The organism is Kribbella qitaiheensis (assembly GCF_042657745.1).
Lineage (GTDB): Bacteria > Actinomycetota > Actinomycetes > Propionibacteriales > Kribbellaceae > Kribbella > Kribbella qitaiheensis.
Genome location: NZ_JBHSKE010000021.1, coordinates 41560 through 64668, shown reverse-complemented (window position 1 = coordinate 64668; position 23109 = coordinate 41560). Strand labels below are relative to the sequence as shown.

At 67.7% G+C, this 23109-nt stretch carries 22 protein-coding genes; 12 read left to right on the top strand and 10 right to left on the bottom strand.

The genetic code is table 11. The features are described 5' to 3' along the window. Positions 1-2: 2 nt before the first annotated feature. Positions 3-395 (bottom strand): nuclear transport factor 2 family protein, encoded by a 393-nt coding sequence (locus tag ACFPJ1_RS17290; RefSeq protein ID WP_380104985.1) that lies wholly within the window; start codon positions 393-395, stop codon positions 3-5. Between the two features lie 90 nt (positions 396-485). Between ACFPJ1_RS17290 and ACFPJ1_RS17285 the strand changes: the two genes are divergently transcribed. Beyond that, a complete protein-coding gene (locus ACFPJ1_RS17285; protein ID WP_380104983.1) occupies positions 486-875 on the top strand; it encodes a winged helix-turn-helix transcriptional regulator in 390 nt (129 codons plus the stop codon). A gap of 77 nt (positions 876-952) precedes the next feature. On the opposite strand, the gene ACFPJ1_RS17280 is transcribed toward ACFPJ1_RS17285, so the two are convergent. After that, the gene (locus tag ACFPJ1_RS17280; protein WP_380104982.1) at positions 953-1732 is read right to left on the bottom strand and encodes an alpha/beta fold hydrolase; all 780 of its coding nucleotides are present in this window, start codon (positions 1730-1732) and stop codon (positions 953-955) included. 220 nt (positions 1733-1952) lie between these two features. On the opposite strand from ACFPJ1_RS17280, the gene ACFPJ1_RS17275 reads away from it, so the two are divergent. The 4 genes from ACFPJ1_RS17275 (at position 1953) to ACFPJ1_RS17260 (ending at position 5287) form a co-directional block, all read left to right on the top strand. Next, a complete protein-coding gene (locus ACFPJ1_RS17275) occupies positions 1953-2903 on the top strand; it encodes a LysR family transcriptional regulator (RefSeq protein WP_380104980.1) in 951 nt (316 codons plus the stop codon). A 107-nt stretch (positions 2904-3010) separates the two neighbouring features. Continuing rightward, the gene (locus ACFPJ1_RS17270) at positions 3011-4021 is read left to right on the top strand and encodes an NAD-dependent formate dehydrogenase (RefSeq protein ID WP_380104979.1); all 1011 of its coding nucleotides are present in this window, start codon (positions 3011-3013) and stop codon (positions 4019-4021) included. Positions 4022-4175: 154 nt separating this feature from the next. Further along, on the top strand, positions 4176-4340 hold the full coding sequence (locus tag ACFPJ1_RS17265; RefSeq protein WP_380104977.1) for a hypothetical protein: 165 nt from the start codon (positions 4176-4178) through the stop codon (positions 4338-4340). Between the two features lie 188 nt (positions 4341-4528). Continuing rightward, positions 4529-5287: a GntR family transcriptional regulator gene (locus ACFPJ1_RS17260; protein ID WP_380104976.1), complete on the top strand. Its 759-nt coding sequence runs from the start codon at positions 4529-4531 to the stop codon at positions 5285-5287. 187 nt (positions 5288-5474) lie between these two features. On the opposite strand, the gene ACFPJ1_RS17255 is transcribed toward ACFPJ1_RS17260, so the two are convergent. The 5 genes from ACFPJ1_RS17255 to ACFPJ1_RS17235 form a co-directional block, all read right to left on the bottom strand. Further along, on the bottom strand, positions 5475-6035 hold the full coding sequence (locus tag ACFPJ1_RS17255) for a hypothetical protein (RefSeq protein WP_380104975.1): 561 nt from the start codon (positions 6033-6035) through the stop codon (positions 5475-5477). A gap of 1 nt (position 6036) precedes the next feature. Further along, positions 6037-7536 (bottom strand): Nramp family divalent metal transporter, encoded by a 1500-nt coding sequence (locus ACFPJ1_RS17250; protein WP_380104973.1) that lies wholly within the window; start codon positions 7534-7536, stop codon positions 6037-6039. Positions 7537-7664: 128 nt separating this feature from the next. Next, positions 7665-9809, bottom strand: a complete 2145-nt coding sequence (locus ACFPJ1_RS17245) for an acetate--CoA ligase family protein (protein WP_380104971.1) — start codon at positions 9807-9809, stop codon at positions 7665-7667. Positions 9810-9898: 89 nt separating this feature from the next. Continuing rightward, positions 9899-11125, bottom strand: coding sequence for a formyl-CoA transferase (frc, locus tag ACFPJ1_RS17240; protein ID WP_380104970.1), 1227 nt, complete (start codon positions 11123-11125; stop codon positions 9899-9901). A gap of 60 nt (positions 11126-11185) precedes the next feature. Further along, positions 11186-12871 carry a thiamine pyrophosphate-binding protein gene (locus ACFPJ1_RS17235; RefSeq protein WP_380104968.1) on the bottom strand — a complete coding sequence of 562 codons (1686 nt, stop codon included), beginning with the start codon at positions 12869-12871 and terminating at the stop codon, positions 11186-11188. Positions 12872-13143: 272 nt separating this feature from the next. Here ACFPJ1_RS17235 and ACFPJ1_RS17230 point away from each other — a divergent pair, with 272 nt between their 5' ends. After that, positions 13144-13431: a hypothetical protein gene (locus tag ACFPJ1_RS17230; RefSeq protein ID WP_380104967.1), complete on the top strand. Its 288-nt coding sequence runs from the start codon at positions 13144-13146 to the stop codon at positions 13429-13431. Positions 13432-13598: 167 nt separating this feature from the next. Here ACFPJ1_RS17230 and ACFPJ1_RS17225 read toward each other — a convergent pair whose 3' ends face one another. Together ACFPJ1_RS17225 and ACFPJ1_RS17220 are read right to left on the bottom strand one after the other, a co-directional pair. After that, on the bottom strand, positions 13599-14222 hold the full coding sequence (locus ACFPJ1_RS17225) for a hypothetical protein (RefSeq protein ID WP_380104965.1): 624 nt from the start codon (positions 14220-14222) through the stop codon (positions 13599-13601). After that, positions 14219-15601: an OFA family MFS transporter gene (locus ACFPJ1_RS17220; RefSeq protein WP_380104963.1), complete on the bottom strand. Its 1383-nt coding sequence runs from the start codon at positions 15599-15601 to the stop codon at positions 14219-14221. The genes ACFPJ1_RS17225 and ACFPJ1_RS17220 overlap by 4 nt, the downstream gene beginning before the upstream one ends. Before the next feature lie 181 nt (positions 15602-15782). On the opposite strand from ACFPJ1_RS17220, the gene sucC reads away from it, so the two are divergent. From sucC to ACFPJ1_RS17205, 3 genes are read left to right on the top strand one after another with little or no spacing between them, the layout of a single operon-like run. Beyond that, the gene (gene sucC / locus ACFPJ1_RS17215) at positions 15783-16937 is read left to right on the top strand and encodes an ADP-forming succinate--CoA ligase subunit beta (protein ID WP_380104961.1); all 1155 of its coding nucleotides are present in this window, start codon (positions 15783-15785) and stop codon (positions 16935-16937) included. Positions 16938-16951: 14 nt separating this feature from the next. Next, on the top strand, positions 16952-17845 hold the full coding sequence (sucD, locus tag ACFPJ1_RS17210; RefSeq protein WP_380104959.1) for a succinate--CoA ligase subunit alpha: 894 nt from the start codon (positions 16952-16954) through the stop codon (positions 17843-17845). 13 nt (positions 17846-17858) lie between these two features. Beyond that, entirely contained in the window at positions 17859-18734 is an 876-nt protein-coding gene (locus ACFPJ1_RS17205; protein WP_380104958.1) for a 2-hydroxy-3-oxopropionate reductase, read from the top strand. Here the strand turns inward: ACFPJ1_RS17205 and ACFPJ1_RS17200 are convergent, their stop codons facing one another. Continuing rightward, positions 18735-19763, bottom strand: coding sequence for a LacI family DNA-binding transcriptional regulator (locus ACFPJ1_RS17200; protein WP_380104956.1), 1029 nt, complete (start codon positions 19761-19763; stop codon positions 18735-18737). A gap of 69 nt (positions 19764-19832) precedes the next feature. On the opposite strand from ACFPJ1_RS17200, the gene ACFPJ1_RS17195 reads away from it, so the two are divergent. The 3 genes from ACFPJ1_RS17195 to ACFPJ1_RS17185 are packed head-to-tail and all read left to right on the top strand — an operon-like array spanning position 19833 to position 23096. Beyond that, a complete protein-coding gene (locus ACFPJ1_RS17195; RefSeq protein ID WP_380104954.1) occupies positions 19833-20771 on the top strand; it encodes a carbohydrate ABC transporter permease in 939 nt (312 codons plus the stop codon). Then, complete coding sequence (locus ACFPJ1_RS17190) at positions 20768-21634, top strand: carbohydrate ABC transporter permease (RefSeq protein ID WP_380104953.1); 867 nt, start codon at positions 20768-20770, stop codon at positions 21632-21634. The genes ACFPJ1_RS17195 and ACFPJ1_RS17190 overlap by 4 nt, the downstream gene beginning before the upstream one ends. A gap of 43 nt (positions 21635-21677) precedes the next feature. Beyond that, a complete protein-coding gene (locus tag ACFPJ1_RS17185) occupies positions 21678-23096 on the top strand; it encodes a ricin-type beta-trefoil lectin domain protein (protein ID WP_380104952.1) in 1419 nt (472 codons plus the stop codon). The last annotated feature ends 13 nt before the right edge of the window (positions 23097-23109 follow it).

The following is a 23109-nucleotide window of genomic DNA, read 5'->3' as shown; positions in this document are numbered from 1 at the left end:
CCTCAGGCTCCCCAGAAGTCGTCTTCGGCCTTCTGGTCGCCGGAGAAGAGCCAGACCTCGACGATCTGGCCGTCGGCGACGCGGAGCAGGTCGACACCGTCCATCGTCATCTCGACCTCGTCGCGGCGGGCGCCGAAACGGATCGCGGCGGCCACCAGGTCGCCGTTGAGCATGGGCGGCGCGATCAGTTCCAGCTCGAAGGTGCCGGCGCTGGCCGCCATCATCCCGCCGATCATCGCGTTCACCGCGTCGGCGCCCTCCCGGGTGCCGGAGAACTGGTTGGCGCCCGGCTGGTGCCAGACGATGTCCGTCGCCAGGAAGCTGCCGACCTTGGCGAAGTCCTTGGCCATCAGCGCGTCGAAGTACTGCTGCACCACTGCGACCGGGGCTGTCATTTGTCCTCCACCGCTGGGATTGTTCCTTCTGGAAGCCAATCCTTACTATTGGTGACCAATTACCTCAACGTAACTAATGGACGGGGCGCGATGTCGCAGCAGAAAATCTACTCCCCGCCGCCGGGCGCGAACTGGAACGTGCTGTCCGGCAGTTGTCCCTCGCGGACGTCGCTCGCGAGGATCGCGAACAAGTGGACCGCGATGGTGATCACCGTGCTCGAGGACGGGCCGCTGCGCTTCGGCGACATCCGGTCCGCGCTCGAAGGCATCAGCGCCAAAGTACTGACCGACACCCTGCGCGACCTCGAACGCGACGGGATGATCACCCGGCAGTCGTACCCCGAGATCCCGCCGCGGGTCGAGTACGAGCTCACCGACCTGGGCCGCACGCTGCACGGTCCGCTGACCGCGCTCTGCCGGTGGGCGGAGGAGCACATCCCCGAGGTACTGGCCGCCCGCGACGCCTACGACGACCGCTGACCCGCGGCCGCCGAACCGGCGCTCAACCGGCCGGCCCCAGACTCAAACACATACTCACCCGCAGAAGCCCAGTCTCGTCAGCTTCCTGACCTGAAGAAGTCCTTGAAGGCTTCGACCAGCACGTCCTGGGAGACCTGGTGGAACTGGCCGTCCAGGGCGGCCAAGTGGGCGTTGGGAAGGGCGGCGGCAGTGGTTGCTACCGCGGATTGCATCCACGCGGGGCTGCCAGTGCTGTGGATGGCGAGGGTCTCGGTGGAGATCTTGCGCAGCAGGTCCGTCGGGAGTGAACTGTCGCCCATCTGAAGGGCGTCGTAGACGAGGGTGGGCGCCATCGCTTCGAGGGCGGTCCACAGAGGCGTGCCTTTGAAACCGTCGACCATTTCCTGGGGCTGCCCGACCGCCTCGACCATGAAGAGTTCGGCGGCGCCGCCCGGATTGCCGGTGGCGATGAACTCCTGGAGGCGCTCGAGGTAGCGGTCCGGGGCCGGCGGTGCACCGTCGACGCGGAACGGCGGCTCCATCACGGCCAACTTGTCGAAGGGGACGCCTGCCGCGACCGCCCGGAAGAGCACCATCACGCCCGACGAGTCGGCTGACGCGTAGACGGCGCCGGTCGCTTCGCGGAGAGCCTGAAGATCCTCGATCTCCCGTTCGACCGCATACGGCGCGACGTCCGTGCTGTCGCCGCGACCACGCCGGTCGTAGGTGACCACGGTGAAGTCCGGGGACAGCGCGGTCGCCAGCGGTACGTAGTACGAGCGGTCGGTGAAGGCGCCGGCGATCAGGATCAGCCCGGGACCGCTGCCGAAGGTGTCGTACGCGATCGAGGTGCCGTCCTTGGAACTGACCTTGTCCATGATTGCCTTCCCGTCAGTGCGGTGATCTTGCCAACGCGTCGAACGAGCACCCCCGACCTCGACCCGGTCGCACTGTGACTTGGGTCACACCGAACCGCGACCCGCCCAAGATCTGTCCCTGCCTCGCCAAGCCACGTAGTGTTGGATTATGTATACAGACGAACGGTATGCCGTAGGCGCTCCTGCCGGCGTCCGGTCGCGGAAGCGAGGCTGATCCGCCATGCTGCTGCGCCAGCTCGAGTACCTCGTCTCGCTCGCCCGGGAGCGGCACTTCGCCCGCGCGGCCGACGCCTGCTACGTCTCCCAGCCGTCGTTGTCCGCCGCGATCCGCAAGCTCGAGCAGGAGCTCGACGTACCGATCGTGCGGCGCGGCCGGCGGTTCGAAGGCCTCACCCCCGAAGGTGAGCGGGTGCTCCTGTGGGCGCAGCGGATCCTCGCCGAGCGGGACGCGCTCCGGCACGAACTGTCGGTGATGCGAGGTGGTCTCACCGGCACTCTGCGGCTCGGCGCGATCCCGACCGCGATGCCGGTCGTCTCCCTGCTGACCACGCCCTTCTGCGAGCGCCACACCCAGGCACGCGTCACCCTGGAGTCGCTCTCGTCCCGCGACATCACCCAGAAGCTGGCCGAGTTCGAGCTCGACGTGGCGATGACGTACCTCGACGACGACACCCTCGGTCAGGTCCGTAAGACCCCCTTGTACGAGGAGCGCTATCTGCTGCTGACTCCGGAGGACGGCGACCTCGCGGAGTTGCCGGTGGCAACGTGGGCGCAGGTGGCGGAACAACCCCTCTGCCTGCTGTCACCGCAGATGCGGAACCGCCGGATCATGAACGGCTACTTCACCGACGACGGCGTGACGGCCACGCCCGCGATCGAGAGCGACACCGTCAGCGGCCTGTACAGCCACCTCCGCGGCAACCACTGGTCGACGGTGATCTCGCACGCGTGGCTGCACATGTTCGGAGTACCGGCCGGCATGCGGGTGGTACCGCTGAAGAGCCCTGCGCACGGACCTCGCGTCGGCCTGGTGATCGCCGCGAGAAGCCCCGAACCAGTACTCGCCCGAGCACTGCTGGACGTCGCCCGCCAGGCCGGAGTACACACCGCTCTGGACGAGTTGCTGGACGTCCATCTGATGGGTTCCGGCTATTCCGCGCAGTTCAACTGATAGCGCGGCCCTATCCCGAGATAGCCAGCAAGTCTTTGACCGCCATCGGCGGGGCGAGCACCGTTGGAAGGGACGAAACCCCTTCAGACGTTGAGGAGTTGCCCATCATGGCCAAGGTCCTGTGTGTGCTGTACGACGACCCCAAGGACGGGTACCCCACCAGCTACGCCCGCGACGACATCCCCACCATCGAGTCCTACCCGGGCGGCCAGACCGCGCGGTTGCCCGACGCCGACGTGGTGATCTCGCAGCCGTTCTGGCCCGCCTACATCACCGCCGAGCGGATGGCGAAGGCGCCGAACCTCAAGCTGGCGATCACCGCCGGCATCGGCTCCGACCACGTCGACCTGGACGCCGCCACGAAGCACGGGCTGACCGTTGCCGAGGTCACCTACAGCAACAGCATCAGCGTGGCCGAGCACGTGGTGATGATGATCCTCGGCCTGGTCCGCAACTACCTGCCGTCCCACCAGGTGGTGCTCGACGGCGGCTGGGACGTCGCCGACTGCGTCTCGCGCTCGTACGACCTCGAGGGCATGCACGTCGGCACCCTGGCGGCCGGCCGGATCGGTCTGGCCGTACTGCACCGGCTCGCGCCGTTCGACGTGAAGCTGCACTACACCGACCGGCACCGGCTGCCCGAGTCGATCGAGCGCGAGCTCAACCTCACCTTCCACCCGGACACCGCGAGCACGGTGCCGCACTGCGACGTGGTCACCGTCAACGCGCCGCTGCACCCGGAGACCGAGGGACTGCTCGGCGACGAACTGCTCGCCACGATGAAGCGCGGCACCTACCTGATCAACACCGCCCGCGCCAAGATCGCCGACCGGGACGCGATCGACCGCGCCCTGCGCAGCGGCCGCCTCGCCGGGTACGCCGGGGACGTCTGGTACCCGCAGCCGGCGCCCGCGGACCACCCGTGGCGGACGATGCCGCACCACGGCATGACCCCGCACATCTCCGGCTCGTCCCTGTCCGCCCAGACCCGGTACGCCGCGGGCACCCGGGAGATCCTCGAGTCCTGGCTCGCCGGCACGCCGATCCGCGACGAGTACCTGATCGTCGACGGCGGCCGCCTGGCCGGCGCGGGCGCCCACTCGTACTCCACCAGATAGCCCAGGGAGATCGCCGTGTAACCGGGATCACGGTGGACGTAACCGGGATCACGTGAGACGCGGGCATAACCGGTCGGTACTGCTGGTTGAATGTATGCAGTAGCCAGTATTTCCAGAAAGTCTCCGGTGACAGAGCCGGAGCGGAGAGGGAGAGATGATCTTCACCCGTAGGTTCGGCGCTCTGGCGGCTCGCCCGCAGTTCCCGGATGCACCGGAGCTGCAGCAGGAACTGGGCATCGATGTCGACCTGAAGCAGCACGACAAGGACGGCAACAAGCCCACCGACGGCGACCGCTCTCGCGAGACGACGGCCGCCTGACCCTCGCCAGATCGGGTGCTCCGGACAACGGTGTCGCAGCGACGGGACACCAGGAAATCCGGCTCCACGGCGGCGGACTCCCCGCGGAACGGAATTCCAGGGATCCGGAGCACCGGAAACAGGCGAATCGCCCTCGGCACTTGGTAGACTGTCTACCAAGTGCCGACATGTTTTTCGGGAAGGACCTCATGACCACCATCAGCGCGGGCCCGGACTCCACCTCCGACTCCCCCGGCGTCCGGCACGTCAAGCGGCCGACGCCCTTGCGTGAGTCGGTCTACGAGGCGCTCACCGAGATGATCATCGACGGCACTCTGGAGCGCGGCCGGCACCTCGTCGAGGTCGAGCTGGCCGGCATGCTGGGCGTGTCCCGGCAGCCCGTCCGGGAGGCCCTCCAGCGGCTCAACAACGAGGGCTGGGTGGACCTGCGGCCCGGTTTCGGCGCGATGGTGCACGTGCCCGCCGAGGACGAGGTCGACCAACTGCTGGCGGCCCGCGCGGCCCTGGAGTCGGAGTCGGCGCGCCTCGCCGCCCGCAACCCCGACAAGGACGCGGTGGCGAAGCTGAAGGACCTCTGCAAGATCGGCGCGAGCCTGCAGGAGTCCGGCGACATCGACGGCGCGGTCCGGACCAACGGCGAGCTGCACGGCCTGATCACCCAGATGTCGGGGAACCGCTTCCTGGTCGACTTCGCCGGCCAGGTCGACCGCCGCGTCCGCTGGTACTACACGCCCGTGGCGCCTGTGCGCGGCGCGGCCTCCTGGCGCGAGCACAACCGGCTGGTGAAGGCGATCAGCGACGGCGACGAGGACAAGGCCGCACAGATCATGCGCGAGCACACCGAGCACACGCGTAAGGCGTACCACGACCTGCAGGCGGGGACGACGCCCGAGCCCGCGCCGATCGTCGAGAAGAAGATCACCCGGCGCCGCCGCAGCGCCGAGTGAACCACCTTTACTTCGGCGTACCGCAGTACAGGTGATCCACGACGAGCCGGCGAAGAACTCCCCGCCGGCCTCGCCGCCGGCGACCCAGGGTCAGCCCGACGCCGAAACGTGCATGAGCTCCTCCGGTGAATATGCGGCCGCCCGCGGCTGTCTGGGCAGACGCGGGCGGCCGAGAGGGCACAAGGTGCTAGGCGATCCGTTCCCGCCCCTTCTTGCGGGCACGCACGGTGGCCGCCTTGCGCTCCGCCAGGGACGCGGCGAGCTCGACGTACTGCTCGACCACCCGGCGGGCATAGAGGTTGTGCTCCAGGATCCTCGGCCACCAGTGCCGGCCGAGCTGCTCGTGCATCCACAGGAACCCGATCGCGAACCCCATGCTGAGCAGGGCCCGGAACGCGAGGAACTTCCACGGCTCCGCCGGCAGCCCCGGCGTACCGGTCACCGTCCACTCGGTCACCACGGAGTGCACCAGCAGGGCGACGGGGAACCCGATCACCCAGTAGACCGCCGCCGGTGCGAACACCCCGGCCGGGAGCTTGCCGAGCGCAAGCAGTACGGCGTACCCGGCGCCGAACAGGATCAGCGGGACCGCGAGACCGAGCCCGGTGACCAGGGCCCAGCCGAGGGGCCGGCCGACGAACGCGGCCAACCCTCCGGCTACCAGACCGGTCGACGCACCCACCACGGCGGCGGGGACGGAGAACTCCGCGAGCTGTCGAACCTTGTCGTTGTCCATCACCTTGTCCATCTCAGCTCACGACCACACCGAAGCGGAACAGGCTGTAGAACAGCATCCCGAGGTAGAACACCGCACCGAACCCGATGATCAGGTTCCGCACCGGTCCCGGCCGGATCGGTTTGGGCAGCAACCTGTTGTTCACCAGGAGCAACACGATGCAGTACGCGCCCATCGCGAAGGTGGACAGGAACGCCAGGATGTCCAGGATCCCCGCCGGACCGTCGGCCGGCCCGAACAGCAGGATCAGGATGCCGAACGTGATCACGCCCCAGAGGAACCCGGCGTACAGCTTCGACATCGAGAACCGCTTGGCGCCCGGGACGAAGTAGTAGGTCATGTCCGCCTGGCCCCGGGAGAACGAGTCGAACAGCCCCAGGGTGGCGTTCAGGCCGATCAGCGCGATGAAGGCGAAGAACAATGTGCCGAGGATCGGGCTGCCGGCCGAGGCGAAGGCGTCCGACATGGCCTTCAGCGCGGCCTCTCGGTCTCCTCCCTCGATCAGCCCGGCCACATCCGGATTCTCCCGGGCCGCCGACATGGCCAGCACGGTGAACGAGATCGTGACGAGCATCGTGATGCCCCAGAAGAGCAGCAGGGCGTCGAAGGTGACCCACTTGCGCCACCCCTTCCACTTCTGCAGCTCCGCGGGGTCCTCGGTGTCGAACATGTAGCCCCGCGACGGCATCGACTCCGCCTCGTCGGCCGACCGCAGCCCGCGGATCTTCGGGATGTGGGCACCCATGCCGGCCCCGCTGTCGCGCAGTTGCAGGGTGTACCACATCTGCTGCATGCCGGACGGGCCGGCGAAGGCGATCGATCCGACCAGGATCGGGAACCAGGCCTCCGACAACGCCTTGTCCGGCAGGAAGCCAAACGCGAACATGCCGGAGATGGTCTGGGCCAGGTCGTCCCAGCTGCCGACGATCGCCGCGATGATCGAGGTACCGACGACCAGGAAGCCGATCAGCAGGCCGAGCAGCTTCTCCAGGAAGTTGTAGATCACCGACAGCATGCTGAACAGCACCCCGACGAAGACCAGCGCCACGCAGGCTGTCACCTGCCATGGAATGCCGGTTATCGCCTCGAAGGCGGCCGCGCCGGCCGAGAGGTGCCCCGGCCAGATGTAGATCAGGATCGCCGCGACGTAGAAGAACCACATCAACGGTTTGAACACCCGGGCGGCGCCGAAGAAGATGCTCTCACCGGTCGCCATCGCGTACCGGGCCATCTCCAGCAGCACGAATGCCTGCAGGGTGACACCGACCATGAACAGCCAGCGGATGTCGGGACCGAACACCAGGACGAGCCGGGGCCACATGTAGGACTCACCCATGCCGACGCCCAGCGCGACCAGGAAGACGGTCGGACCGAGGATGTGCAGAGAGGGCGGTGCCGGCGGCAGCGGGCGGATCGGCATCGGCTCGAGTCGGCCTGCCTTCCAGACCCGTTCGGTGCCGACCGCTGACGCGGGCTCTTCGGGTACTTCTGAGGTCTTGCTTGTGACGTCCAAGGCGGACTCCTTAGATCGACGCCAGCTGACGAGACTTATCGCTCCCCCGTGCTCTCCCCGCGGACCAAACGCATCACCGCCTCCTGATCGGACCCAGCTCTGGGACTGAGTCGTTGTCTTGCGGTCGACTAGGAACCGAGCGGCCCCGCGTTCCGGGCCCATCGGTACTTCGCGCCGAGCACCTGGACCGGTGTCTCGGTGGTGTACGGGTAGGCGACCACGCCGTGCTCGAACAGGTACTGGCTGGCCTCCTCGACCTCGACGTCACCGGACAGCGAGGCGACCACCGGCTTGTCGATGCCCTTGGCGCGGTACTCCTCGACCACCTCGGCGACGAGTTTCGCGAACACCATCGGCGGCGTCACGATCGTGTGCCAGTAGCCCAGGATCAGCGCGTGGATCCGCTCGTCCTCGAGCCCGAGCGCCACCGTGTTCCGGTACGTCGACGGCGGCTCGCCACCGGTGATGTCCACCGGGTTGCCGGAGGCACCGAACGGCGGGATGAACTTCTTGAACGCGGCGTCCAGGTCGGCCGGCATCGACATCAACTGCAGGCCGTTGTCGACGCAGGCGTCCGACAGCAGGACGCCCGAGCCACCCGCGCCGGTGATGATGACGACGTTCTCACCCTTCGGCGTCGGAAGCAACGGGATGCCCCGGGCGTACTGGAGCATCTCGTTCAGCCCAGGGGCGCGGACCACGCCGCTCTGCCGCAGGATGTCGTCGTAGACCTTGTCGTTGCCGGCCAGCGCGCCCGTGTGCGAGCTCGCGGCCCGGGCGCCCATGTCGGTCCGGCCTGCCTTCAGCACGACGACCGGCTTCTTCTTCGACACCCGCGCCGCCGTCTCGGCGAACGCCCGGCCGTCCTTGAGATCTTCCAGGTGCATGGCGATCAGGTTGGTGTTGTCGTCGGTCTCGAAGAACGTCAGGAGGTCATCTTCGTCGATATCGGCCTTGTTGCCTACCCCAACGATCGCGGAGACGCCCATCCGGCTGGACCGGCTGAAGCCCAGGATCGCCATCCCGATGCCTCCGCTCTGGGATGAGAGCGCGACACTGCCCTTCACGTCGTACGGCGTGCAGAACGTCGCGCAGAGGTTCTCCGGCAGGTAGTAGTAGCCGTAGATGTTCGGCCCGAGAATCCGCACGCTGTGCTTCTTCGCGATCGCGACGACCTCGTCCTGGAGTTCCTGCTCACCGGTCTCGGCGAACCCGGACGGGATCAGGATCGCCCCGGCGACACCCTTCTGGCCGCACTGCTCGAGCGCGCCGGCGACGAACTTGGCTGGTACGGCGAACACCGCGACATCCACGTCGCCCGGCACGTCGGTGATGCTCGGGAACGCCTTCAGCCCGAGCACCTCGCCACCCTTGGGGTTGATCGGGTAGATCTCGCCCTGGTATCCGCCGTTGACCAGGTTCTTCATCACCGAGTTGCCGATCTTGCCGGCCTCGTTCGACGCTCCGATCACAGCTACCGCCCGCGGCTTCATGATCCGGGTCATCGCGGTCTGGATCTCTTCCTGGCTGTAGCGATCCACCGGCTTGCCGGCCTCGGCGTCCACGATGATCCGGAAGTCCACCGCGGTGGCGCCGTCCGGCCCGGCCAGTACCGGGTTCAGGTCGACCTCGGCGAACTGCGGGAAGTCCTCGACCAGGTCCGACAGCCTGCTGATGATCGCCGCGATGGCGTCCTTGTCGACCGGCTTGGCGCCGCGGACGCCGTTCAGCATCTCGTGCGCGCTGATCCCGTCGACCATCGAGCGGGCTTCTTCGGGCGTTGTCGGCGCCAGCCGGAAGGTCACGTCCTTGAGCACCTCGACGAGCACCCCACCGAGGCCGAAGGCAACGATCTTGCCGAAGGTCTGGTCGGTCACCGCGCCGACGATCACCTCCTGGACGTCACCACCGGTGACCAGCATCTTCTGCACCTGCACGCCGATGATCTCCGCGTCGGCCTGGTAGGCCTTCGCGTTCGCGACGATCTGCCGGTACGCCGTGACCGCGGCCTCGGCGCTGTCCACACCGACCACCACGCCGCCCGCCTCCGTCTTGTGCAGGATGTCGGGCGAGACGATCTTCAGCACGACCGGGAAACCGATCTCGGCGGCGAGCCCGGCTGCTCCCTCGGCAGTCGTGGCCAGCCCTTCGCCCGGCGTCGGGATGCCGTACGCGTCCGCGACCAGCTTGGCCTCGGGGGCGCTCAGCGAGGTGCGGCCTTCCGCCAGAGCCTGGTCGAGGATGGACTGGACGACTGCCTTGTCATATGTCATGCCTGGAGCTCCTCAAAAGCGTGGTGGTTTGCTGCTTGCGTCCGAAGAACCGAGGGTCCTGACCCTCGTCCGTTCGGACGTTCGGGACGTCAGACGACGCCGGCGGCCTTGAGTTCTTCGAGCTCGGCGGTGTCGATGCCGAGCCCGCCATAGATCGCGGAGTTGTGTTCACCGAGGCAGGGCGAGGTCTCCACCTGGACGGGCGAGTCGGACAGCTTGATCGGGCAGCCGACGGTCTTGAAGGTGCCGCGCTGCGGGTGCTTCACCTCGACGACGGCGCCGAGCTCGGCCAGCGTCTCGTCCTCGATCAGTTCCCGGGTGGACAGGATCGGGCCGCACGGCACGTTCAGCGCGTTCAGCTTCTCCATCACCTCGAACTTGGTGTGCTGCTCGGTCCAGGTCTCGATCAGCGCGAACATCTTGTCGAGCTTGTCGAGCCGGGCGGCCGGCGTACTCCAGTCCGGGTCGTCGGCCAGCTCGGGCTTGCCGATCAGGTTTGCGATCGGCGCCCAGCCGGGAGGCTGGACGATCACGTAGATGTAGTCGTTCGGGCCGCCAGGTGCCGTCCGGACCGCCCAGCCGGGCTGGCCGCCGCCGGACGCGTTGCCGGAGCGGGGTACCTCGTCGCCGAAGTTGTCGTTCGGGTACTCCTTCAGCGGGCCGTGCGCGAGCCGCTGCTGGTCGCGCAGCTTCACCCGGCTGAGGTTGAGAACGGCCTCCTGCATAGCGACGGAGACGCGCTGACCCTTGCCGGTGGCAACCCTCTGGTACAGCGCGGCCAGGATGCCGGCGACCAGGTGGATCCCCGTGCCGGAGTCACCGATCTGAGCTCCGGTGGCGGTCGGCGGGCCGTCCTCGAAGCCGGTCGTGCTCATCGCGCCGCCCATCGCCTGGGCGACCACCTCGTAGGCCTTGAAGTCCTCGTAGCGGCCCGGGCCGAAGCCCTTGATCGAGGCGTAGATCAGTTCGGGGTTGATCAGCTGGAGGCGGTCCCAGGTGAAGCCCATCCGGTCGATCGCGCCGGGGGCGAAGTTCTCCACCAGGATGTCGGAGTTCTTCACCAGGTCGGTGAAGATCTCCTTGCCCCGCTCGGACTTCATGTTCAAGGTGATGCTGCGCTTGTTGCAGTTCAGCATGGTGAAGTAGAGGCTGTCGACGTCCGGGAGGTCGCGCAACTGCTGGCGGGTGATGTCACCCGTCGGCGCCTCGAGCTTGACGACGTCGGCGCCGAGCCAGGCCAGGATCTGTGTGCAGGACGGTCCGGACTGCACGTGGGTCATGTCGAGTACGCGAACACCTTCAAGGGCCTTACCCATAGTGGTCCTCCAGTACTGGGCGGCGGCTCACCGGGAGGGGAGAGCCGCCGCCGGGGATCGCTACTTGTACATGGTCTGGTTCATCGTTCCGGGCGCGTACGCGTCCGGGTCCACCCACACGTTGATCAGCGACGGCAGCCCCGACTCGCGGGCCCGCTGCATGGCCGGCCCGATGTCCTTGGGGTCGCGGACCTCCTCGCCGTAGCCGCCGAGCATCTTGGCGAACTCGTCGTACTTCACGTCGCCGAGGGTGTTGCCGATCCGGCCGCGGGCGTGGCCGTACTTCGCCTCCTGGCCGTAGCGGATCTGGTTCATCGACGAGTTGTTGCCGACGACACCGACGAACGGCAGGTTGAACCGGACCAGCGTCTCGAAGTCCCACCCAGTGAGCGAGAAGGCGCCGTCACCGAACAGTGCGACGACCTCCTTGTCCGGCCGGGCGTACTTGGCCGCCATCACGAACGGGATGCCGACGCCGATGGTGCCGAGCGGTCCCGGGTCCATCCAGTGGCCGGGTGACTTCGGTTGCACCACGCCACCGGAGAAGGTGACGATGTCGCCGCCGTCGCCGATGTAGATCGAGTCCTCGGTGAGGAACTCGTTGATCTCGTGGGCCAGCCGCAGCGGGTGGATCGGATTGGCGTCCGACAGCTGCCGCGGCAGCCGCTTCTGGTACGCCGCGTCCTCTTCGGCGCGGAGCTCGCTGAACCACGCCTTGCGGTCGCCGGCCTTCTGGATCCGGCCCGAAGAGGCCTGCGTCACCGCGGCCAGGATCGCGCCCGGGTCGCCGACCAGGCCGAGGTCGATGTCGCGGTTCTTGCCGACCGTGCGGTAGTCCATGTCGATCTGGACCACCGTCGCGCCCTTCGGCAGCCGGCGGCCGTAGCCCATCCGGAAGTCGAACGGGGTGCCGACGATCAGGATCAGGTCGGCGTTGTTGAACCCGTACCGCCGGGACAGGTGGAAGTGGTTCGGGTCGCCGGGCGGCAGGGTGCCGCGAGCCGAGCCGTTCATGTAGGCAGGGATGTTCAGCTTGCGGACGAAGTCGATCGCCGCGTCGCTGCCGCGCGACGTCCACACCTGGGTGCCCAGCAGTACTACGGGCTTCTCGGCCCGGGCCAGCAGGTCGGCCAGCGCCTCGATGTTCGCCGGGTCGCCGATGCTCTTGGTTGATGCCCGGTACCGGCCGGCCTCCGGAATGGTCGCGGACTCCACCGGGACGGAGTTGTCCAGGATGTCGCGCGGGATCTCCAGGAAGGACGGACCGGGAGCGCCGTTGTAGCACTCACGGAAAGCCATCGACACCATGTCGGCCACCCGGGCGGTGTGCGGCACCGTGGCGGCGAACTTGGTGATCGGGGTCATCATGTCGACGTGCGGCAGGTCCTGCAGCGAGCCCATCTTGTGCTGGTTCAGCGCACCCTGGCCGCCGATCAGCAGCATCGGGCTCTCCGCCCGGAAGGCGTTCGCGACACCGGTCACCGCGTCGGTGGTGCCGGGGCCGGCGGTGACGACCGCGCAGCCGGGCTTGCCGGTCATCCGGGCGTAGCCGTCGGCGGCGTGTGCCGCGACCTGCTCGTGCCGGACGTCGACGACGGCGATGCCCTCGTCGACGCAACCGTCGTAGATGTCGATGATGTGGCCGCCACAGAGGGTGAAGATCACGTCGATTCCCTCGGCCTTGAGGGCCTTGGCCACCAGATGCCCGCCCGAGATCGTGGCGGTGCTCGGTTCCGGCTCGGTCACTTCCGCAACCGCTGCTGCAGCGTCTGACTGGGAAGCTGGGGACACTGTTTGCGCCATCTGTGCAGTCATCTCCTCGAGGAAGGCCGGTCTGGATTCACGGAGCGACACTTCGTAGATTGCATACCGTATGGTGTAGTCGTAGTCATATCGCACCGCCGAACCCGTTGTCCAGAGCTCGGAACCCGGCAGAATTCTTGAGGACGACTGTATGCAGTATCCCGTATGCTTGTCACTACCAAGTGGCGATTCACCTTGAGAACCCGGGAGCTGCGATGACGATCCACGACGAGCTCGGCCAGACCCGCCGCGCACTGCAGAACCTCGAGAAAGCCCTTGCGGGGTTGCGGAACCAGCTCGGCCCGCACCTCGACGTACTGCGGCTGATCGACGACGTGTCCCGGTGCTCGACGGACCTTCGCAGGCTGGAGGAGCAGGTCGGACCTCCCCGCCGGCACGAGCTCGTGGTGATCCCGGACGACGACCGCGACCACGGTCTGTGGGGCGCGGGCGACGTCGACCACGAAGGGCTCGGCGCACCAGGCCGCCGAGGGGGTGTCTGACAGTCCCCTGCAGTCGCGAGCAGGTGCTCGGTGCGGTAGCTCGGCGTGCTGGAGTGAAGGCCTCGATGCTTTTCCATCGTGGCCTTCGCTCCAGTGCGCCGAGGTGCCGTGCCGAGTGCCGCGCAGCACGCAGGGGGCTGTCAGACACCCCCTGCCCCCTGAGGCGGTCAGGCCGTTGCCAGGCACTGTTTCAGTAGCCGCCTGAGCCGTACGTCGCGGTCGCCGCCCGATCCCCGGGCGGCCACAGCTACGGCCTCAGCGGCGTGCTCGGTGGCCACGAACCCCCGGTAGAACGCCTCGCTCAGCTTCAGGTGGTCCAGCACGGGGAGCCACCAGCGGGCGAGTCCGCCCGGTCTCTGGTCAGCAGGACGTGAGGCCAGCAGATACAGCGCGGTCTCCTGAGCGCCGGCCAGCCGTCCACGTTCATCCTTGGTGATGCACTCCTGGTCCGGGCTCGTGAGTGCGGCGGAGACACAGAGAGCGACCAGCCGGGCGGAACTCTCGAAGCCGGCGTGGGCGGTCGCGAGGAACGAAGGTGCCAGAGGCAACAACGCCCGCTGCCCCGCGCGACTGCTGTAGTCGTGGACTGTCCGGGCCACTGCGCCGAGGACCGGGTGCACTGACGACGGCCTGTCCGTCCAAGGCTCCTTGGCCAGCTTCGAGACGAGCTCCATCACGCAGGGCTCGGAACGTGGCACCCGGGCGTAGTACGCATTGCCCGGGGCACCCTCGGCGTACAGGTCCGTGGGAGTGCCGGGGCTGAGCGAGGCCCCGGCTTCTGTGCGGCTCACTCGCCCGGTCCGGCGACCGGCGTTCCCAACTGAGGTCGGACTGGCAGAGCTGGGCGGCCAGGTTGCTTGAGGAAGCGCACGGTGAGTGCCGTGAGCAGCCCCAGCAGGCCGGCGCCGAGGAAGACCGGTCGGTAGCCGATCGTCGCGACCAGGCTCGCGGTGACGCCGACACCGACCAGGCCGCCGACAGCCTTGGCGCTGTAGAGGATCGCCTGGTTCTGCAGCAGGCTGTTCTCGCCGAAGAACTCGAGCACCAGGTTCGCCATGATCGCGTAGAAAGCACCACCACCGAGACCGGCGAACATCGCGCAGAGCACGAATGCCCATCCCACCCCGGACTCGCCCGCCAGCACCAGTCCGACGTGGGTGAAGCCCTCGATCATCAGCACCGCCGCAAGCACCCGGCGACGGCCGAACCGCTCGGACAGGTCACCGGCGAAGGACCGACCGAGACCGTTGACCGCGGCAAGCAATCCGGCGGCGAATCCGGCGACCGCCAACCCGAGGCCGGCCTCGATCGCGTAGCTGACAACGAACGCAATGCCGAACAACGACAGCGCAGTACTCAGTGCCAGCGTCAGCCACATCAGGGGCAGCGCGCCGGTGCGCATCGCCTCAGCCGGACGGTAGTGACGGACCGCGGGGAGGTTGTTCGGGATGCTGCGGTTGAGCTTGCGGTCAACCGCCCACACCTGCGCGTCGATCTCGGCCGGCCACCAATGTCGCGGCGGATCCTTGAGGACTCCCCCGGCCGTCAGGACGATCAGCAGCGCTACGCAGGCCATCAGGTCGAACACGAGTCGATGCCCTCCGGCCGAGTCGAAGATGGTGAGCAGCGCGATGCTCGGCACCGCTCCCACCGCGAAACCGCCGGTGACGAACCCGATCGTCGCGACCCGCCGGTCGGGGAACCACCTGGCCGCGGTCGTGATGCAGGCCGCGTAGACCAGCCCTGCCCCGGTGCCGCCGACCACCGCATACCCGAGCACCACGGCAGCGTAGTTGCCCGAGTGCGCCAGCGTCGCAAGCCCGATCGCCGCGAACACCCCACCCAGTACTACGAGTTGGGTCGGCGAGGTCCGACGTACTCGTTGGGTCCAGGCGGCGGGGATCGCGACCAGCGCCTGACACGCCACGAACAGGGCTAGCAGCCACATGGTCTGCACGGTTCCCCAACCCCGGCTGGATTCCAGGCCGAGAGCCGCGGAGCCGAAGGAGTACTGGAGTGGACTGATCGCGACCATGCACGCCCAGGTGGCCCACAGTTGCCATTGTCTCGAGTGGCCGGTGAGCTCCCGGGCGTCTTCGCCGATGCGATACCGGCGGCCGTAAACGTCGCGCACGTCCCGTGGAGGCGTGCTGGTGGTTGCTTCCTTCATGAGGTCGCCTCCTGACTACTGCATACCGTATGGAACTTTGGTACCCCTCCTCGCTAATCCTTGTCCAGACCCGGACACCGATCGCTGCGGTCTTGTGAAGCTCTGTGATCTTGTAAAGGAATGTGCATACAGCATACAGTCGTCACATTCTCGCGTCCGAGCTGTCCGAGGAGGACTTCCCGTGGATCTGATGGAGTACCAAGCCAAAGAACTCTTCGCCCGGCACGATGTGCCGGTCACTCTCGGCCGGGTGGTGGAGGACGCGGCGGATGCCGCCGGAGCCGCCGAGGCGCTGGGCGGCCGGGTGGTGGTCAAGGCGCAGGTGAAGGCCGGCGGGCGTGGCAAGGCAGGCGGCGTGAAGCTGGCCGCGAACCCCGCTGAGACCACCGATCGGGCCCGCGACATCCTCGGGATGGACATCAAAGGCCACACGGTCCGCCGGGTCCTGCTCGCTCCCGCCGCGGACATCGCCGAGGAGTACTACTGCTCTTTCCTGGTCGACCGGGCCAACCGCAACTACCTGTGCATCGCGAGCACCGAGGGCGGGGTGGAGATCGAGGAGGTCGCGCACACCAACCCGGACGCGATCGCGAAGGTGTCGATCGACCCGGCCACCGGGGTGGACGAGGCCAAGGCCGCCGAGATCGTCGCGGCCGCGGGATTCCCGGCGGAGGCGGCGTACGTCGTAGAGAAGCTTTGGGCGGTGTTCATCGCCGAGGATGCGTCGCTGGTCGAGGTGAACCCCCTGGTGAAACTTGCCGACGGTTCGCTCGAGGCGCTGGACGGCAAGGTCACACTGGACGAGAACGCGGCGTACCGGCACCCGGACCACGCGGCCTTCGACGACAAGGCCGCTGCGGATCCGCTGGAGGCGGCGGCTCAGGAGAAGGGCCTCAACTACGTCAAGCTCGACGGCTCGGTGGGCATCATCGGGAACGGCGCCGGGCTGGTGATGTCGACCCTCGACGTGGTCGCGTACGCCGGTGAGGCGCACGGCGGCGTGAAGCCGGCGAACTTCCTCGACATCGGCGGCGGCGCCTCGGCCGAGGTGATGGCCAACGGGCTCAGCATCATCCTCGGCGATCCGCAGGTGCGCAGCGTGTTCGTGAACGTGTTCGGCGGCATCACCGCCTGCGACGCGGTCTCGAACGGCATCGTGCAGGCGCTGGCGCTGCTGGGCGACCAGGCGAACAAACCGCTCGTCGTCCGGCTGGACGGCAACAACGTGGACGAGGGCCGCCGGATCCTCGCCCGGGCGAACCATCCGCTGGTGACGGTGGTCGACACCATGGACGGCGCCGCTGACCGCGCCGCCGAACTGGCCGCACAAGCCTGAGGAGGCAGACGGATATGGCAATCTTCCTGACCGAGAAGAGCAGAGTCATCGTGCAGGGCATGACCGGCGCCGAGGGGCAGAAGCACACCAGCCGGATGCTTGCCGCCGGCACCGACATCGTCGGTGGCGTGACGCCGGGCAAGGGCGGCCAGTCGGTCGACTTCGCCAAGCGGTCGATCCCGGTCTACGGCTCCTGCGCCGACGCGGTGAAGTCCACCGGCGCCGACGTGTCGGTCGTCTTCGTACCGCCGCGGTTCACCAAGGGCGCGGTGATCGAGGCGATCGACGCCGGCATCCCACTGGTGGTGGTGATCACCGAGGGCGTGCCGGTGCACGACACCGCCGCGTTCTTCGCCCACGCGCAGGCCTCCGGCACCACCCGGATCATCGGGCCCAACTCCCCCGGTCTGATCAGCCCGGGCCGTGCCAACGCCGGCATCATCCCGGCCGACATCGCCGGGCCCGGCCGGATCGGCCTGGTGTCGAAGTCGGGCACGCTGACCTACCAGATGATGTACGAACTGCGGGAATACGGCTTCACCACGGCGATCGGGATCGGCGGCGACCCGATCATCGGGACGACGCACATCGACGCGCTGCAGGCGTTCCAGGACGACCCGGACACCGACGCGATCGTGATGATCGGCGAGATCGGCGGCGACGCCGAGGAGCGCGCGGCCGCGTTCATCAAGGACCACGTGACGAAGCCGGTGGTCGGCTACGTCGCCGGCTTCACCGCGCCTGGAGGCAAGACGATGGGCCACGCGGGCGCGATCGTGTCCGGCTCGTCCGGTACCGCGGCCGCCAAGCAGGAGGCCCTCGAGGCGGTCGGGGTGAAGGTCGGCAAGACGCCGAGTGAGGCCGCGCGGTTGATGCGCGAGGCGCTCGAACAACTCCTGGTTCACTGAGAAGGGCGCGACCATGCAGAAGATCGGATTCATCGGGCTCGGCATCATGGGCTCGCACATGGCCGCCAACCTGGTCCGAGCCGGCCACCACGTCACCGGGTACGACGTGGTACCCGCCTCCGTCGACAAGCTCCTCCAGGCCGGCGGCAAACCGGGCCCGGATATCGCGTCGGCTGTATCCGGCGCGGAGGTGATCATCACGATGCTGCCTGACTCCCCACAGGTGTCGGAGGTCGTGGTGGGGCCGGGCGGAGTACTGGAGTCCGCTGCTGCCGGAGTACTGCTGATCGACATGAGTTCGATCGCGCCGGAGACCTCCCTGGCCGTCGCGGCGGCCGGCGCAGAGCGCGGAGTACGAGTGCTGGACGCGCCGGTCAGTGGTGGCGAGCAAGGGGCGATCAAGGCGTCGCTGTCCATCATGGTCGGCGGCTCAGCGGTGGACTTCGAAGCAGCTCGACCGATCTTCGAGGATCTCGGGCGGACGATCGTCCACGTCGGTGGACACGGTGCCGGCCAGACCGTGAAGGCGGCGAACCAGTTGATGGTCGCCGGCATCATCTCGCTGGTCAGCGAGGCGATCGTGCTCCTGGAGGCATCCGGCGTCGACGGCGAACGAGGCCTGGAAGTCCTGGCCGGCGGCCTGGCCGGCAACCGCATCCTCGACCTGAAGTCCGCCTCGATGCTCGCCCGCCAGTTCGAACCAGGCTTCCGAATCGACCTCCACCACAAGGACATGGGCATAGCCCTGGCCTCCGCTCGAGCCGCCGGCGTCGCCCTACCTGTGACGGGCGTAGTCGCTCAGTTGGTGGCGGCGGCCCGTGCCCAAGGCAACGGTTCCCTCGACCACTCAGCTCTGCTCAAGGTCGTGGAACAACTATCCGGTCGCTGATCAGCGCGACGGCGCGGTGCTGCTGCGGACCACCAGTTCGGTGGCGACGGAGACGGGCTGGTGGTGGTGTTCGCCGGCCTGGATCTCGTTGATGAGCGCATCCACGCTCCGGCGGCCGACCTCGGCGAACGACTGACGGATGGTCGTCAGCGGCGGCCAGAACTGCGCGGCCTCTTCCTGGTCGTCGAAGCCGACCACGCTGACGTCCTCCGGTACTGCGCGCCCTCGCTCGTGGAGGGCGCGCAGGAGCCCGAGCGCCATCTGGTCGTTGGCCACGAACACGGCACTGACATCGGGGTTGTCGGCCAACTGCCGGCCTGCCTCGTACCCGGACGCCGCCGACCAGTCCCCGACCAGTACCGGCGGCACCGGGCGACCTCGATCGGTCAGCGTCTGCTGCCAGGACCGGAGCCGCCGTGCCGCGGCGAAGGACGACGGCGGGCCGCCGAGGTGCCAGACCGTCTGATGCCCGAGATCCAGCAGGTGCTCGGTGGCCAGGCGCGCGCCCTGGGCCTGGTCCGTGTCGACGATCGGGTAGTCGTAGTGAGCGCTCGAGTCGACCACGACGACCGGCAGCCCGTCGGGTAGCGGCACCTCGGCGTCGTCGAGCGTGTGGGCCTCGATCAGGATGATGACGCCGTCCACCGCCTGTTCGCCCAGCCGGCTGAAGGCACCCGACACGGCCTCCTGCGAGGCGTCCAGCACCGGTAGCAGGTTGACGGCGTAGCCGCGGGTGGTGGCCGCCGCCGCGATCGCGTCGAGCGTGCGCGTGTTGCCGAAGCTGGACAGCTCGAAGACGATCACGCCGATACTCCGGAACCGCCCGTTGCGCAACGCCCGCGCGGCGCTGTTCGGCCGGTAGCCGACCTCCCGCATCGCCGCCAGCACCCGCTCGCGGGTGTCCGCGTCCACGTTGTGCCGTCCGTTCGCGACCCGCGACACCGTCTGCCCGGAGACGCCGGCCAGCCGGGCCACGTCGGCCATCGAAGGCCCGCGCCGCCGCCGTACCGGCGTTTGCTCCGCTGTCATTGGCTCTCCCCAGGGGTCTCCGCTGAACTATAGACATGTTGACGTAAACACGTTAGCGTCCTGGCGATCATGTTGACGTTAACATCGGAGGTCGACGGGCAGATGGCCGAGTCCGCTGTACTGCGCCCTCGGCGTGGCTGGTTGCACCGCGACACGAAGGGCTGGATCTTCGTCGGGCCGTTCCTGGCCGTGTTCGCGCTGACCTTCCTGGCGCCGATCGGGTACGCGATCTATCTCAGCCTGTTCCGCGAGCAGGCCTTCTTCGGCGGCAACACCTTCGTCGGGCTGGACAACTACGCCGAGGTGGTGCGCGACTCCAAGTTCTGGGAGGCGTTCCTGCGGGTGCTGCTGTTCCTGGTCGTCCAGGTGCCGGTCATGCTCCTGCTCGCCCTGCTGGCCGCCCTCGCGATCGACAGCGCGCGGCTGCACGCCTCGAGCTTCTTCCGGATCGTGATCTTCCTGCCGTACGCCGTCCCGGGGGTCGTCGCCGTCTTGATGTGGGGCTACATCTACGGCAACAACTTCGGGCTGGCGGCCGACCTGAACGACCTGCTCGGGAGCACCGCGATCCAGCCGCTCAGCAAGTCCTGGATGCTGCCCTCGATCGCGAACATCGTGACCTGGGAGTTCGTGGGCTACAACATGCTCATCTTCTACTCGGCGCTGCGGACCGTGCCCGAGGAGCTGTACGAGGCCGCCGCGATCGACGGCGCGGGAACGGTCCGGACCATCCTGGCGGTCAAGTTGCCCGCCCTGCGCGGCGCGATCGTGATCGCCACCATCTTCTCGATCATCGGCAGCTTCCAGCTGTTCAACGAGCCGAACATCCTGCGGACGCTAGCGCCGAACGTGATCACGACGTACTTCACGCCGAACATGTACGCCTACAACCTCTCCTTCGCGGGCCAGCAGTTCAACTACTCCGCCACCGTCGCCATCGTGATGGGCGTCATCACGGCAGTGATCGCGTACGTCGTCCAGCTGCGTGGCTCGCGGGAGGCGCTGTGAGTACGACGACCTCGCCGCTGCGGCCCCGGCGGTCACCGCTGCTGACCGGGTTGATGCTCCTCTACCTGGTCTACACGCTCGTGCCGTTGCTCTGGTTGTTCCTGAGCGCGACCAAGACGCAGGACGATCTCCTGTCGAGCCCCGGGCTGTGGTTCGGGAAGTCCTTCGCCTTGTTCGGCAACATCAGCGACACCCTGACGTACGACGACGGCATCTTCCTGCGCTGGCTCGGCAACACCCTGCTGTACGTCGTGGTCGGTGCCGGCGGAGCGACGCTCCTGGCGACCGCCGCGGGGTACGGGCTGGCGAAGTACAAGTTCGCGGGCCGGCGGGCCGTCTTCGCCGTGCTGCTGGGAGCCGTGGCGGTGCCCGGGACCGCGCTGGCCGTGCCGACGTTCCTGATGTTCTCCAACCTCGGGCTGACGAACACGGTCTGGGCCATCATCATCCCGTCGCTGGTCAGCCCGTTCGGCCTGTACCTGATGTGGGTCTACGCGACGGACGCGATACCGCACGATCTGCTCGAGGCGGCCCGGATCGACGGCGCCGGCGAGATCAGGATCTTCTTCACCGTCGCCCTGCGGTTGCTTGCCCCAGGCATCGTCACAGTGCTGCTGTTCGCGGTGGTGTCCACCTGGAACAACTACTTCCTGCCGCTGATCATGCTCAGCAAGCCGGATCTCTACCCGCTCACCGTCGGGCTCACCCAGTGGAGCAACCAGGCCACCGGTGTCGGCGCCCGGCCGATCTACAACCTGGTGATCACGGGGTCGCTGCTGACCATCGTGCCCCTCGTCGTCGCCTTCCTCCTGCTCCAGCGGTTCTGGCAGTCCGGCCTGAGCGCGGGCAGCGTCAAGCAGTGAGAAGAACAGTGAAAAGCCACCGTCGAACAGTAAAGGGAGTCCGATGAGAACTGCAGTCTGGCGAACCATCGTGGCCGCGGTCGTCCTGGTGACCGGCGCGGCCGCCCTTCCCGCCACCGCGTCACCGGCCCACCCGTCGGGCACGAACGACTTCCGCGGGGTGAACTGGGCGGACCCGCGGGACAACTACGCGTCGGACGAGGTCGTGCCGTCAGGGCTGAGCACCGACGACGACTACGCGACCACCTACCGCCGCGCCTCGGGCATCGTGCAGGAGTTCCGCAACGAGCTGCGGGCGAACACGATCCGGATGCCGATCAACCCGTCGAGCGTCGGCACGGACTGGTGGACGTCGTACCGCGGCGCGATCGACGCGGCCACCCGGCAAGGGTTCAAGGTGATCCTCAGCTACTGGGAGGCCGGCGACGCCAAGGACGGCCGGGTCGACGACCAGGCCGCCTTCGACAGCATGTGGAACACCGTGGTCGGTGCCTACCGCAACAACCCGCACGTGTACTTCGAGCCAATGAACGAACCGTTCGGCTACTCGCTCGATGAATGGGTGTCTCTGACGTCGTCGTGGTTGGCGCAGCACAAGGACGTCCCGCGCGGTCGGGTGGTCATCTCCGGCACGGGCTACAACGACAACGTCACCGGTGTCGGCGCGGCCCCCGCACTGGAGGGCACCCTGCTGTCGCTGCACTTCTACGGCTTCTGGGACGACGCGACGACCGAGCAGGAGTGGCTGGCGAACCTCCGGCCGCGGATCGGTTCGTACGGCTGGCGCACGATCATCGACGAAGCCGGCGCGCCGATGACCACCGGGCTGAACTACGGCAACCACGAGGGCAACGTCTACACGTCGTACTTCGGAGCTCTCACCCAGGTGGCCCGGGAGCAGGGCATGGGTGTCGTCTACTGGCCTGGCCTGCGCACCGGCGACGCGTACTCCATGACGACGCTGGTCGGCGACGGGGATCTCGAGGTCAACAGCTCGTCCGGTCTGGCCCAGCTGCAGTGGGGTTGGGGCCTGCTCAAGAAGGAGCCGGTGAACGACCTGCCGCCGGCTCCGCCAGGAGAGGTACTGCGAGGAGCGGCGAGCAACCGTTGCGTCGACGTACCGGGGTTCTCCACTACCAACGGCACGGCTCTGGATCTTTGGGACTGCAACAGCGGCGGCAACCAGTCCTGGAACTGGACGACCGACAAGCAACTCACGGTCTACAGCAACAAGTGCATGACCATCGGCGGCGACGGAGCCGTCGCCGGCAGCCCGGTGATCATCACCGACTGCACCGGCGCACCCAACCAGGCCTGGGAACTCAACGAGGACCAGTCCGTCAGCAGCGTCGGCCATCCCGGTCTCTGCCTCGACGCCGCGGGGGCCGGCACGGGAAACGGAACGGCCGTCGACGTCTGGTTCTGCAACGGCCAGGCGAACCAGCAGTGGCTGCGCTCGTGAAGACATTCGTAAC